Source organism: Spirosoma lacussanchae (genome assembly GCF_005870035.1).
GTDB lineage: Bacteria > Bacteroidota > Bacteroidia > Cytophagales > Spirosomataceae > Spirosoma > Spirosoma lacussanchae.
The window spans coordinates 1-13,209 of the sequence record NZ_SWJG01000011.1 but is presented as its reverse complement, the minus strand read 5'-3'; the positions used below and the strand labels follow the sequence as shown (position 1 = coordinate 13,209).

General features: G+C 53.5%; 10 protein-coding genes and 1 tRNA gene. 7 read left to right on the top strand and 4 right to left on the bottom strand.

Features of this window, described 5'->3' with window-relative positions; all coding sequences use genetic code 11:
* Window positions 1–259: 259 nt before the first annotated feature.
* The gene (locus FBR45_RS23980; protein ID WP_138507030.1) at window positions 260–3,331 is read right to left on the bottom strand and encodes a glycoside hydrolase family 3 N-terminal domain-containing protein; all 3,072 of its coding nucleotides are present in this window, start codon (window positions 3,329–3,331) and stop codon (window positions 260–262) included.
* 204 nt (window positions 3,332–3,535) lie between these two features.
* Here FBR45_RS23980 and FBR45_RS23975 point away from each other — a divergent pair, with 204 nt between their 5' ends.
* A complete protein-coding gene (locus FBR45_RS23975; protein ID WP_138507029.1) occupies window positions 3,536–4,036 on the top strand; it encodes a rhodanese-like domain-containing protein in 501 nt (166 codons plus the stop codon).
* A 1-nt stretch (window position 4,037) separates the two neighbouring features.
* On the opposite strand, the gene FBR45_RS23970 is transcribed toward FBR45_RS23975, so the two are convergent.
* The gene (locus tag FBR45_RS23970; RefSeq protein WP_138507028.1) at window positions 4,038–4,283 is read right to left on the bottom strand and encodes a hypothetical protein; all 246 of its coding nucleotides are present in this window, start codon (window positions 4,281–4,283) and stop codon (window positions 4,038–4,040) included.
* Window positions 4,284–4,426: 143 nt separating this feature from the next.
* On the bottom strand, window positions 4,427–5,242 hold the full coding sequence (locus tag FBR45_RS23965; RefSeq protein WP_138507027.1) for a T9SS type A sorting domain-containing protein: 816 nt from the start codon (window positions 5,240–5,242) through the stop codon (window positions 4,427–4,429).
* Window positions 5,243–5,417: 175 nt separating this feature from the next.
* On the opposite strand from FBR45_RS23965, the gene FBR45_RS23960 reads away from it, so the two are divergent.
* The 4 genes from FBR45_RS23960 (at window position 5,418) to FBR45_RS23945 (ending at window position 9,957) form a co-directional block, all read left to right on the top strand.
* Window positions 5,418–7,331 (top strand): sensor histidine kinase, encoded by a 1,914-nt coding sequence (locus FBR45_RS23960; protein WP_138507026.1) that lies wholly within the window; start codon window positions 5,418–5,420, stop codon window positions 7,329–7,331.
* Window positions 7,332–7,392: 61 nt separating this feature from the next.
* Window positions 7,393–8,073 (top strand): response regulator transcription factor, encoded by a 681-nt coding sequence (locus FBR45_RS23955; RefSeq protein WP_138507025.1) that lies wholly within the window; start codon window positions 7,393–7,395, stop codon window positions 8,071–8,073.
* 68 nt (window positions 8,074–8,141) lie between these two features.
* Window positions 8,142–9,122 (top strand): porphobilinogen synthase, encoded by a 981-nt coding sequence (hemB, locus tag FBR45_RS23950; RefSeq protein ID WP_138507024.1) that lies wholly within the window; start codon window positions 8,142–8,144, stop codon window positions 9,120–9,122.
* 109 nt (window positions 9,123–9,231) lie between these two features.
* Window positions 9,232–9,957: an SGNH/GDSL hydrolase family protein gene (locus tag FBR45_RS23945; RefSeq protein WP_138507023.1), complete on the top strand. Its 726-nt coding sequence runs from the start codon at window positions 9,232–9,234 to the stop codon at window positions 9,955–9,957.
* Here FBR45_RS23945 and FBR45_RS23940 read toward each other — a convergent pair.
* Complete coding sequence (locus tag FBR45_RS23940) at window positions 9,926–11,089, bottom strand: acyltransferase family protein (RefSeq protein WP_171044956.1); 1,164 nt, start codon at window positions 11,087–11,089, stop codon at window positions 9,926–9,928. The two genes, FBR45_RS23945 and FBR45_RS23940, sit on opposite strands and share 32 nt — an antisense overlap.
* Before the next feature lie 146 nt (window positions 11,090–11,235).
* Between FBR45_RS23940 and FBR45_RS23935 the strand changes: the two genes are divergently transcribed.
* Window positions 11,236–12,573 carry a dihydroorotase gene (locus FBR45_RS23935; protein ID WP_138507021.1) on the top strand — a complete coding sequence of 446 codons (1,338 nt, stop codon included), beginning with the start codon at window positions 11,236–11,238 and terminating at the stop codon, window positions 12,571–12,573.
* A gap of 82 nt (window positions 12,574–12,655) precedes the next feature.
* Window positions 12,656–12,739 (top strand) — tRNA-Leu (locus tag FBR45_RS23930).
* Window positions 12,740–13,209: the final 470 nt, after the last annotated feature.

Below are 13,209 nucleotides of genomic sequence, written 5' to 3'. Positions count from 1 at the left end.
CAAAGGTATTGGTTTATGGATTTATACTAGCCTCCAGCTCACAAAGGGTTACTTCCCGGATGGGGCGCAGGTTGTGTGGAAACGTCTGGTTTAACGGATTGATATATAGCTGTCTATCGGTACGGGCAAGTGGAAATGAGCAGCTAAAACTATGCTATACGTCAGCAAGGATGGTGCCAGAAAGCTAACGACCTGTTAACCGCTAGCGTACTGAGTCGCAGCTGTTGGGAAGAGAGAAGAGAAAGCCCAGACACCCAGCTTATTGCTGTACTGCGCTGTAAATAACCTCATGAATTCGCCGGCGGAGTTTACTCGTATTGATGGAGTTGTTGCCGGCTGTAGGATAGATGCGGTTGGAGAGAAAAACGAAGATGAGTTCCTGATCGGGGTCGACCCAAACTACATTACCGGTGAAACCCGTATGGCCGAACGAGCGGGGCGAAGCCTGCGGAGCCATGTAGACGCTGTTCGGGTTATCCGGGTTTGGTTTGTCCCAGCCCAACGCCCGGAAGCTTCGGCTGCTGAGTGTCTGGGTGAAAAAGGGCACCGTCATCGGGTTCAGAATGCGCTGCTCACCGTACTGGCCTTTCTGCAAATTCATCTGTAGCAGGGTCGCAATCTCGCGGGCGTTTCCAAACAGGCCGGCATGTCCCGACAAACCACCCTGTACGGCGGCCATCTGGTCATGAACGGTTCCGACCAGGAGCTGATTCCGATAGTAGGAGTCCTGCTCAGTAGGAGCGCAACGCGGATTTTTGAGCCGCTGTAAGGGCGTGAAACCGAGCTGGTGCAACCCCAGCGGTTTATACACGTTTTCAGTCACGAACTGGTCTAACGGCAATTTGCCAATGCGCTCCACTACTTTCTGAAGCATCAGAAAATTCAGGTCGCTATAGACATAGGCTGGCAGGCCCGACCCGTCGAGCTTGCGCGACATCGGCGACTGAACCACCCATTTCCAGACCGAATCCCGCAGGGCCGGAACACCCCAGAGCGTTGGGGCGATTTGAATGGTATGCAGGCTGTCGGGCGTGGGGTTGTAGTAGTCGGCTTTCAGACCGCCGTTGGGATTACGGGTGCGATCCCAAGTGGTAGGATAGAAAGAAACCATGCCCGACTGGTGCCAGAGCAGATCCTGAAGGGTGATATTCTGTTTGTTGGTACCCCGTAGTTCGGGCAGGTAAACGGATGCTTTCTGCGCGAGGTCAATCTGTTTCCGGTCGTAGAGAACCATGACTGATTGCAGGGTAGCCAGTACTTTGGTCAGGGAGGCCAGGTCGTACAGGGTTTCGTCGGTTACTTTTTCGGCACCGGGTGAGTACGTCAGGGCGCCAAAATTCTTGCTGTAAACCACTTTTCCCTTGCGGGCCACCAGCACCTGACAGCCCGGAACCACCCGATCCCGAACGCCCGACTGGGCAATAGCATCGATTTTGGCCAGTACGGTCGACTTCATGCCAACGCTTTCCGGCGAACCCGCCGATAGCCGGCCTTCCGGGTTGAGTACGTGGCCCAGCCCAACTTTCAGATCGCCGGTCGAGACGGGGAGCATACCGCGGGCCCCCAGCCCGCCGAAGAGGACCTGTGGCACCACCTGCTGCATATCGTCGAGTTCCTGATACGCGCAGACCACCGCGTCGGCCCCCGTAAACTGGGGCAGGCTGTAGGGAGAGCCGAAGGCGGTTACGACCACTTTCAGACCCCGTTGCTTCAACCGGGCAATGAGGTCGGTTGAGGCTTTGGTAATGCCAAACTTACGGCTGGCCGATTCGCTCATCCGGTGAAAACTCATCACAACCGTATTGGCATCGCCAAGCTGGGCCAGAATGTTGCTCACTTCCGTTTCCGATACGGGTTTGTCGCGAATGGCTATGGTCTGGAAGGGGGCATACTGGTTCAGCCGCTTCTGAAAGACATTGCCCGCGTCTGCCCCGATGGCGATCGACGCCAGCCGCAGGGTATCGAGCCGGCCGAAAGGCAGCAACTCGTTTTTGTTCTGGGCAATCGTTACCGACTGTTCGCAGAGTTCCTGCTTTAGCAATTCGGCTTCCGGGGCGTTCAGCTCAGCCGACAGGCCGCTCAGACTGATGGGTTTGTACTTGTTGAGGCCGACCCAGAATTTGGCGCGCAGGATCTTTTTGACTTTTTCGTCGATAAACTCCTGGGTGATGAGGCCCGTCTGTACAGCGTTCAGGATATGCAGCGTGGCCTCGCGTACGTTTTCGGGATACAGCAGAATGTCGTTGCCCGCAATCAACGCCCGGAGGTTTACGTCCATCGCCTTGGGCGACCGGCTGATACCACCCATGTTAAGGGCATCGGTAAACACAAGCCCGCGGAACCCCAGCTCTTTCTTGAGCAGTTCCGTCACAATTTTCTCCGACAGGGTTGCGGCCAGTGCCGGGGTGTTATCCATAACGGGTACGTGCAGGTGGCCCGTAACAACGCCCATGAGGCTGTCGGCAATCAGTTTACGGAAGGGGTAAAGATCTACTTCGCGCATCTGCTCCGACGACCGGCTTACCGTAGGCAGGGTATGGTGCGAATCGGCGTTGGTATCGCCATGACCCGGAAAATGTTTAGCGGTGGCAATCACGTGCGTCTGCTGCAGGCCACGCATGTAGGCCGAGGCTTTCAAGGCTACGTTCTCTTTCGATTCGCCAAACGACCGGACACCAATAACGGGATTGGCCGGATTGCTGTTTATATCCGAAACCGGAGCAAAGTTGATATGAATACCCAGCCGCTGACACTGTCGACCGATTTCGGCCCCCATCCGGTAAATGACTTCGTTGTCGCGGATAGCACCGAGGGCCATCTGCTTCGGAAATTCCATGGTGCTATCCAGCCGCATGCCCAGACCCCATTCCCCATCGATACCGATCAGTAGCGGAACCTTCGACAGGGCCTGATAGCGGTTGGTCAGTACAGCCTGACGGTACGGGCCGCCCTGGAAAAAGATCAGTCCGCCAATGTGATTGTTCTGGATCAGGTGATCGATGTACTGGTAGTGGTTTTCGTGGCGGTTGGAAAAGGTGGCCACCATGAAGAACTGACCTATTTTCTGCTCGGGCGTCAGCGTCTGAAAAACACTGTCGACCCAGCGCTGGCCGCTATCGGGTAGCGAAAAAACCTCGACTGGCTGAGCCGGCGCATAGGTGCGAATGCGGGTAGCCGGCGCAGCGGGTCGTGTACGAGTGACTTTAGCGTGAGAGGAGCTGGCCAGCCGATGCCAGACTGACCGCCCCGGTTTGGTTAAGCCAAACGCAGTCAACAAACTGACAGACAGTAGACCGAGGATAAAGATCGGCCGTACGATGTTGTTACGCATGGATACACAATGGGTAAAATATGTACAGTCGGTTGTTTTCGCGAAACCATAAAAGTAGCCAAAGACCGCCTAAAACCATAGCCAATGCCCGAATTGTCTAATCATTTAACGGAAAAAGGACAGCTTTCGATTTGCGTCCGCAACGAAAGAAAGCCCGTTAATACTGCACATAATGTGTGCCAGTGGTTTAACTATCTTTACTTCATGAAACAAATCTGGATGGTATTGGGGGTCCTGCTGGGGAGCGCGTTGCTTTGCTCGGCTCAGACAACGAGCCGTGCTTACAAGACTATGCTGGAAGCGATGTACAAGAAAACGGTACCACTGGTCAGCGTTGAGGAGCTGAAAAAAATGAACAACGTGGTACTGCTCGACACCCGGGCCAGGGCGGAGTACGATGTAAGTCACCTACCCCAGGCGCGCTGGGTAGGATACGATGATTTCGAGCTGAAGCGGGTGCAGGGAATTCCGAAAAACGCGAACGTGGTACTATATTGCTCGGTGGGGTATCGGAGCGAGCGGGTCGGAGAGAAGTTGCTGGCGGCTGGCTACCAGCAGGTACATAACCTGTACGGAAGCCTCTTTGAATGGGTGAACCAGGGTAACCCGGTTGTTGATAATCAGGGAAAGCCGACCCGGCGGGTGCATGCCTATTCGCGCCCCTGGGGTATCTGGCTGACTACGGGAGAAAAAGTATACGACTAGATCAGTACGTACGCGTTGGCCGCAGTCGGCTCAGGGTAACCAATACCCGCCGACTCAGTTCGGCCTGCTCCACTGCCGACTGCCAGCAGGAATAGGTGGCGGGCCGGGTTCTGGGCTTGGCAACCGAAGCCGATGTCTTGGCTCGCATCAGTTTCCGGGCGGCAAACATATTGTGTGGGTGCCCCATGCTCAGCGCTTCTCCACACAGGCCTATCAGTATGATTCCGACTAACAACAGGGTTTTCATGGCCGTTTCTCTAAGGACACTACAAAGATATAGGTTTAGATTGGTATCTTGCAATACATAGTACTAAATTTTTTCTCAGAAAGCAGTAATTTGGGGGTAGCTGCCCAACGAGTTTAGCAAACGGTTGGGCAGCTACCGGCCTGTTAGTCAACAACGATGCGTTTTACCGCGCCGTCTTCGTTCTGCGTTACCGTAATGAAGTAGGTACCCTGGGGCTTTTTGCCCAGATCGATTTGTCCGACAAACTCGCCGGAGAAATCATTGAGTTCGCGACGCGCTACTTCTTTCCCTTTCGGATTGGTTACAACAATAGTTACGTCGCCTTTGGCCGGTGCCGTGAACCGTACATTGAGCTGATTCCGATCCGGATTGTTCGGATATGCGTCGAGGCCGCGGATGGTCGAGGTTTTGGTGCTCAGGTTACGGGCCCAGTCTTCGAAAGGACGGGCAAACTGCCGGTCGAAATCGCGGGGAAACTGAAACCGGAACCGGTCCATCCGATCGGCCAGGGAGTCGGCCCCCCGCCGAAGCTCAAACTCCCACTCCCGATTGCGGGGGGTGGTGCCGGGGCGGGGCAGCCGGTCGCGCATGACCCAGGCGTCGCCGGGTTTGCCATCCGTACGATACCGCTCGCGGGTTACGATCCGGTCGCCCTCGCCGTCTTCAACAATAATGGTCATCTGACGTTTGCCGCCGTCTTTCCGGGTTGCTTTGAGGGAGTCGACCAGTTTCATCACCAGTTTGTCGCGTTCGGGGTCGGTTATGCCATCGATGCGGTAGGTGCGTTCGATCTCGCGTACTTCGTTGCCATTGCGTTCGATGATGCGGACGTTTACATCCCGGTCGGCGGCTTTTTTATCCGGGGCGGTATTCTTTTGAGCGACGGCCACGCTACCCAGCGTACCCATCAGCAGCAGAACCGATGCGAACCGGCATCCGGCAAAAACTGTTTTTTTCATAGCAGTTTACAAGAATCAGACAAAGAAACGGTTAGGAACCTGACTGATAACCAGTCGGCTTGTTAAAGTTTGTTAAGGCGCCAGTTGGCGGCCCTTCGCTTCGTAATTTTACCAGGGCCGCGTCTTTTTCTATAGATGAAGAAAAGCAGGTCAAGGTTGCATGAGCTAGTGAAAAATGTCCAAACAACGCATACAATGGATTGTTGCCCTGATGGCGGTGGGGTTGCTTGGTCTGGTCGGGTTGCAGCTCTACTGGATCGGCAGTGCCCTTCGGCTGCAGCGCGAACAGTTTGCCTATAAAGTGACCGATGCGCTCCAGGAGGTAGTTCGCACCCTGGAACGGCAGGAGATCGTATATCATTACAAACAGCGCGTTCAGGCCCAGCAGCAGCAGGACCGGCTGATGGCCATTGCGCGCAAAGAAAAGAAGACGCCCGCCCCGGAAACCAGTCGGCCACGGCCGCGCGTGGGGGCGTCTACCCAACTGGCCCAGCGGGGTCGGGCTGCCGAAGCACCCCCGGCTGACCGGCCGGTTGTTGGGTTAAGTATGACCCCCGCCGGGGCCATGGTGGTTCAGTCTGACGTGCTCCATCCAACGGTACACCCGCTATCGGCCGAGCAGATGATGGTCGTTGAGGAGTTTTTCCGCCAGCAGGAGGTGCTGATGGCCGTTGGCGACTGGCAGACTCAGATTCAGCAGCAGCAGCAGTTCGATCATTGGGTAGAGCGGGTGCTGGCCGATGAACTGACCCAGATCAATAACTCCGTGCAGGCTACCCAGCGCGCCGACTCGCTGAAACGACTGGCGCGATTACGTGCCAAACGAGCCCGTCAGGCTGCACCTGACCTGGTTCGGGCTGGGCTGGCGACCCGTCAGAAACGAACTGCGTCAGACAGTGCGTCGACTCCCCGGCCCGCCAGCGCCGTAGCGTCGAACCGGACCGAAGCGCAGTCGCACATGATCAAAGACGTATTGAAAGGCCTCCTGTTGTCGGACCGGCCTATTGAGAAACGGATAAACCGACTGGCCCTCGATACGCTGCTGCGGCAGGCTCTGACTGAACGCGGTATTACTATTCCGTTTGCTTACGGCGTCCGGACCCGTCAAGAACCGGCTTTCCTATTTACATCGCTCAATACTGACGCGCGTCAGTTCGAGACCAAGGGCTACAAGGCTGCGCTTTTCCCGAATAACCTGATTGAAACGGGTAACTATGTCTATGTACATTTTCCGACCCAACAGCAGTTTATTCTGAGTCGGCTGGGGTTCACGTTTGCGGCTTCGGCCATATTGATTCTGGTCATTCTGGCCTGCTTCTATATCGCCATCAGCACCATTGTGCGGCAGAAAAAACTGGCCGACATCAAGAATGACTTCATCAACAACATGACCCATGAGTTCAAGACGCCGATCTCGACCATTTCGCTGGCCGTAGAGATGGCGCAGGAGGTAACAGCTCCCCGGCCGCAGCCAGGTATCGATACCGATGTCCGGACGCAGGAACGCGAACGGCTTACCCGCTACATGGGAATTATCCGCGACGAGACCCGCCGGCTGGGGTCGCACGTGGAGAAAGTGTTACAGATGGCCCTGCTCGACCGGGGTGAGATTCAGCTCAAACTGTCGTCGGTCAACGTACATACCGTCATTGAAAATGTATTCAACAACATTGGCCTGCAGATCGAGCAGCGCGGGGGCGAGATCGAGATCGACTTCGAGGCCGACCGGGAAATTGTTGAAGCCGACGAAATTCACCTGACCAACATTCTGACCAATCTGGTCGATAACGCCATCAAGTACTCGCCCGAAGCACCCCATATCACCATCAAAACCCGCAGTTTGCCCGACGCGCTGAGCATCGTCGTGGCCGATCAGGGCATTGGTATGACCAAAGAGCAGCTCAGTCGAATCTTCGAGAAGTTTTACCGGGTACCAACCGGCAACCGGCACGACGTTAAAGGATTCGGGCTGGGACTGAGTTATGTTAAAAAGATGATCGACCAGCACAACGGTCAGATTCTGGTGGAGAGCCAGCCTGGTAAGGGCTCATCCTTTGAACTTATTATTCCGTATAAACTGAGCGAATGAACGAAAGAGTGAGGCTGGTTACCCGCCTGCCGCTCCTGTCGTTCCTTTGCTCGTCCCGCTTATGCCTACCATTTTACTCGTTGAAGACGATCCAAACCTGGGTCAGCTGGTGCAGGAGTACCTGACCATGAAAGGGTATGACACCGACCGCGCCACTGACGGCAATCAGGGCCTGCAGCAGTTCATGGCCAAACCCTACGATCTGTGCATCTTCGATGTGATGATGCCCCGAAAAGATGGATTTACCCTGGCCAAGGAGGTGCGTATGTCGGAGCGTGACGTACCTATCATCTTTCTAACGGCCAAATCGATGCAGGAGGATACCATTCAGGGGTTCAAGGTCGGCGCCGATGATTACGTGACCAAGCCGTTCAGCATGGAAGAGCTGCTGCTGCGCATCCAGGCCATACTGCGCCGGTACCAGCGGTCGGCCGATGTGGCGGAGCCGACGGTTTACCAGATCGGGTCGTTTTCGTTCGATTACCCGCATCAGCTCCTGATCCAGAATGGCGCTTCCCAAAAGCTGACCAGCAAAGAGTCGGAGTTATTAAAACTGCTCGCTCAGAACCTCAATCAGCCGGTTAGCCGTAGCTTTGCGCTGAAAATGGTCTGGGGCGACGACTCGTATTTCAACGCCCGCAGTATGGATGTGTACGTGACCAAACTTCGGAAGTATCTGAAAGAAGACGCTGCCGTTCAGCTGGTGAATGTACACGGAGAAGGATTTAAATTGATTGTTTAGCGGTTTTCTGTATGCGGTTTCTGACACGTCAGACGGCGTAGACAGCCAGCAGCCGCCAACCAGAAGCTATGAACTTGATCAGACGTCCCCGTCGGAATCGGCAGTCGGCCGTTATCCGAGATATGGTGCAGGAAACGCACCTGTCAGTCAACGATTTTATTTTCCCACTCTTCGTGATGGAAGGGCAGAACGTCCGCAGCGAAGTAGCGTCGATGCCCGGCATTTATCGGTACTCGCTGGACCTGTTACTCGATGAGATCGGGCAGTGCGTTGACCTGGGTGTCCGGGCTTTCGACTTGTTCCCGAACCTGCCCGAAGCTAAAAAAGACAAGTACGCCACCGAGAGCTGCAATCCCGACGGGCTGTATCTGCAAACCATCCGGGCGGTAAAAGACCGCTTTCCCGATGTCGTTGTTATGACCGACGTGGCCATGGACCCGTACAGCAGCGACGGACACGATGGCGTTGTTGAAAACGGTAAGATTCTGAACGACCCGACGCTGGAGGTGCTGGGTAAGATGGCGGTGGCGCAGGCGCAGGCAGGCGCCGATATTGTGGGGCCGTCAGATATGATGGATGGCCGGGTCGGCTACATTCGTCAGATGCTCGACGTGCACGGGTTCCAGGATGTGGCGATCATGTCCTACAGTGCCAAGTATGCCAGTGCGTTCTACGGCCCGTTTCGCGACGCGCTCGATTCGGCCCCTAAGTTTGGCGACAAGAAGACGTACCAGATGAACCCTGCCAACAGCCGCGAAGCGCTCATCGAAGCCGAGCTGGATTTTGCCGAAGGGGCTGACTACTTAATGGTCAAGCCGGCGTTACCGTATCTTGATATAATTAAACTACTAAGTGATAATTATGAACTGCCTATTGCTGCTTATAACGTTAGTGGCGAGTATGCTATGATCAAAGCCGCTGCGCAAAACGGGTGGCTTGACGGTCAGCGCGCTATGGCAGAGGCCTTGATGAGCATCAAACGGGCCGGCGCTTCGGTGATACTGACTTATTTTGCTAAAGAGATGGCCGAGCTACTCAACGGCCGATAGCGAAATAATACAAATTTTAATCGAAGTATAATGTCTGTATACTTGTAGAGTAAGTAGTTTTGTAGAGTTATTGTGATCATAGCTTTGCAACCTCTCGGCAAAACTACTTATGGTAAAAGTATACGCATTAGTATCAGTACTGTTTCTGTTGCTGGGCTGTGCTCAGTCAGATGAAGTAACACCTGACAAAACGCCATTCACACCAGTTAAAGAAACGGAACAGTCTCCACTGATTGTTATTCTGGGTTCATCGACCGCATCAGGCGTAGGGGCTTCTGATTACAAGCATGCCTGGGCAGGCCTGTTCAGTGCTTATCTGAATAAAGGCAAAGTAATCAACCTCGCCAGAGGTGGCTATACAACCTACCATATCCTGCCCGATACCGACGCCCGGCCAGCTAACCGGCCGCCCTCCGATACCGCGCGCAGCATTACTGCAGCTTTGAGAAGGCACCCCAGCGTACTGATCATCAGTATGACTACCAACGATGTTGCCAACGGGTACAGCGTGGATGAGGTCATGGAAAATCTTCGGGTCATTCGAACTCTGGCTCTGGCTAATGGGGTAAAACGGGTTCTTATCACAACCAGTATGCCCCGTAAGCTAAGTACTTGGGCTACAGTTCGATGGATTCAGCAGCGTGACCGAACGCTGGCTACCTATCCGTCAGAAGCCGTTAACTTCTTCGACCCGCTTGCCGACCCATCGGATGTCTTCAAAGATGAGCTAACCGTTGATGGTGTTCACCCCAACGACAATGGGCATAAGGTGCTGTTCGACGAGATGGTGAAGGTATTCGATCCTACGCCGGCTTACCAGCCTGTAGACCAATAAGCCACCGCCACCGGCTGGCCGCCACTGCTTTCACGAAAAGCAGCGTAATGGCGTAAATTAACAATCCACGTGCCAGCGAAAGGATAACCAGCGTCAGGCCTGAATAATCAGCCTGATAAGCAAACACCCTCATCTGCGGAACAAGGTCAATTGCTCTTCCCAGCAGGATTACGAAAAACATATGGTATAGATAAATACCAAAGGATTCGGTGCGTGGGTGCAGGAAGGGAAGTTTATGGAGGTAATTAACACGGGTCAGAAGGAAAAACAAAGCGATCGCAAACAGCTGATTGCTGAGCCGGAGGGAGTTGACCGGGTCGCCCGCCCGAGCGTCGAAAAGAACGTAAATTTCGAATAAGGCGCAACAGAACAAGATAATCGTAAGGCCCGCCAGGGCCTTGGTTGATAGAAGGGATTTACTCTTTAATACGGCATCTGTAGTGCCAATTATGTAGCCAAGCCACAGATAGAACACAAAGCCAAACAGGGCGTAGTTGTGGCGGGCTGCCAGCCATCCGGTATACACGTTTACGGCATATAGAAGATTGACACCAACCAATAGCCATCCAAACCAGGCCCTGGTCAGATAGGGCCTGCAGACAAGTAATATGGCCAGGGAGAAAAAGTAGGTAGGTATAAACCAGTACGGCGTGTCAAGTAGAGATATTACAAATTTATCAATAGCAAACGAAGACAAATCAACCAGAGAAGAAAACTTACCTTTTGCAATATTGAATCCTATTGATTTTAGGTAATACAGGCCGAACGCAATCAGAAACGGGTAGGCTATGGTGGTTAGCCGACGTCTGAAATAGCTGACTGCTGAACCATCTTTCAACGTTTTACCGATCAGAAATCCGGCCACGATAAAGAAATGGAGGGTACCGAAGCGCATACACTGCTCCAGCGTCAGGATAGCCGCTGCCTGGCCATCTGTCATAAGGTTAGCTGCCGGGTAGGCAAGTAGTTCTTGGATCGGGGTGGAAGCAGGCGGGGATGGGAAGGTTAAGCAATGTACCATCACTATAGAAAACATAGCAATAAAACGTACCCAGTTTATAAATGCATAGTCAGTTTTTAGAGGATTGGATTCAATAAGACGCGTTTTATCAGGTTGAGTCGTAGATAGCATAATGAGACTGGAAAAATGAACTGTTACCTTACTTTTGCTATACAATGCAGCATAATTCATTCTATCATATCTATGGACAACGTATTAATTGTCTGGCTAGTATGGTGTGCTTCAAAAAATGATTGAATATATCTAATGTTACTCAAATGGGGAATATTTTAATACTAAACGCTCGTTTGGTGAATGAATCTAGCATTCTTGATACTGACGTACTTATAGAGGATGGGCGGATTTCACAGATTTCGCCCCGGTTGTCAGGGCGGGTGGCCGGTCAGGTTATCGATGCGGAAGGGCAGTTTCTGTTACCTGGTGTTATCGATGACCAGGTTCATTTTCGGGAGCCGGGTCTCACTCATAAGGCGACTATTGGTTCCGAAGCGCGGGCGGCTGTAGCTGGGGGAGTAACGTCGTTCATGGAAATGCCGAACACGGTTCCCAACGCGCTGACGCAGGAACTGCTGGCCGATAAGTACGCCATTGCGGCCCGGACATCACTGGCCAACTACTCGTTCTTCATGGGGGTGTCGAACCATAACCTTGATGAAGTGTTGCGTACCGATCCGCGTACCGTTTGCGGTATAAAGGTGTTTATGGGGTCATCGACCGGCGATATGCTGGTCGACGATACGCACATTCTGAATGAGCTCTTCCGGCAGAGCCCAATGCTGATTGCTACGCATTGTGAAGACGAAGCCACGGTACGAGCCAACACGGAGCGGTATCGGGCCGAGTACGGTGATCGGGCTACCGCCGATCTGCACCCGCTCATCCGCAACGAAGAGGCCTGTCTGAGATCATCGTCGTTAGCCGTCGAGCTGGCCCGACGCCACAATACCCGACTCCACATTCTTCACATCTCCACCGCCGACGAACTCGCGCTGTTCGATAATAGTGTTCCGCTGGTCGACAAGCGTATTACGTCCGAAGCCTGTGTGCATCATCTGTGGTTCGACAGCCGCGATTACGAGCGACTGGGTAATCAGATCAAGTGCAATCCGGCTATCAAGGCCCCTCACCACAGAGAAGCAATTCTGGCGGCCCTGCTCGACGACCGGATCGACATCATAGCCACCGACCACGCGCCCCATACCTGGGATGAGAAAAGCCAGTCGTACTGGCAGGCACCGTCGGGGCTACCGCTGGTGCAGCACCCCTTGCTGATGATGCTTGAGTTTGTTCGCCAGGGTAAATTATCGATCGAGACCGTGGTCCGGAAGATGTGTCATGCGCCCGCCGATTGTTTTCAGATCGAAGAACGAGGCTACGTGCGCGAGGGGTATTGGGCCGATCTGGTGCTGGTAGACACGAACCAGCCGTTCACGGTATCGAAAGAGAACATGCTCTATCAATGCGGCTGGTCTCCGCTCGAAGGCGAGACCTTTGGGGCTTCGGTCACGCATACGATTGTATCGGGCGAGCTGGTATACCAGAACGGTCAGTTCATCTCGGATCGCCCTGGCCAGCGCATGCTTTTTAACCGATAGAAGAGAAATTTTTCAAAAAACACTTGCGTGATCCGTTTCGGTAGCCGTATCTTTGCAATCCCAACACGGGGAAAGTGAATCTGCCGAAGTGGTGAAATTGGTAGACACGCACGTTTCAGGGGCGTGTGTCTTTACGGACATGCGAGTTCGAGTCTCGCCTTCGGCACATTGCAATCGCCTGTAAGTCAAGAACTTACAGGCGATTTTGTTTTGGTGGGCGCATCAATGGCAAAAAAATGGCGAGTAAGGTTGGCTAAAACGCACATCGCCCCCCCCGTCAAAATATCCCTTCAAAGAGCCTTTTATCAGTAAGCCTGACAATAACGACTTATACGCCGGGAATAAACTACGTGAGTACGCTCCTCACTGCTTTGGTAAGGACGGGCAGCCTGGCTCAGACCCCGTTGGGCCTGACTACTTCTATCATCACCATCGGCATATATTAATAAAAATGGGCGTCCCCGCAGATGTCGCTTACGATATGTACAGTTGGAAGCATACTGGTGTTATTGGACTTGCAACAAAACACTGGACAAACTTTTAAGCAACTTGTTGGCACTGCCCACTGTAATAGTCAAAAGGGGAAAGATAGCCTAGCGCCGAATGCCTGCGTTGCCGGTTATACCAAATCTCTAT

Coding starts and splice junctions, on each gene's coding strand:
- FBR45_RS23980 (WP_138507030.1), bottom strand. CDS start 3,331: ATGCGTAACAACATCGTACGGCCGATCTTTATCCTCGGTCTACTGTCT.
- FBR45_RS23975 (WP_138507029.1), top strand. CDS start 3,536: ATGAAACAAATCTGGATGGTATTGGGGGTCCTGCTGGGGAGCGCGTTG.
- FBR45_RS23970 (WP_138507028.1), bottom strand. CDS start 4,283: ATGAAAACCCTGTTGTTAGTCGGAATCATACTGATAGGCCTGTGTGGA.
- FBR45_RS23965 (WP_138507027.1), bottom strand. CDS start 5,242: ATGAAAAAAACAGTTTTTGCCGGATGCCGGTTCGCATCGGTTCTGCTG.
- FBR45_RS23960 (WP_138507026.1), top strand. CDS start 5,418: ATGTCCAAACAACGCATACAATGGATTGTTGCCCTGATGGCGGTGGGG.
- FBR45_RS23955 (WP_138507025.1), top strand. CDS start 7,393: ATGCCTACCATTTTACTCGTTGAAGACGATCCAAACCTGGGTCAGCTG.
- hemB (WP_138507024.1), top strand. CDS start 8,142: ATGAACTTGATCAGACGTCCCCGTCGGAATCGGCAGTCGGCCGTTATC.
- FBR45_RS23945 (WP_138507023.1), top strand. CDS start 9,232: ATGGTAAAAGTATACGCATTAGTATCAGTACTGTTTCTGTTGCTGGGC.
- FBR45_RS23940 (WP_171044956.1), bottom strand. CDS start 11,089: ATGCTATCTACGACTCAACCTGATAAAACGCGTCTTATTGAATCCAAT.
- FBR45_RS23935 (WP_138507021.1), top strand. CDS start 11,236: ATGGGGAATATTTTAATACTAAACGCTCGTTTGGTGAATGAATCTAGC.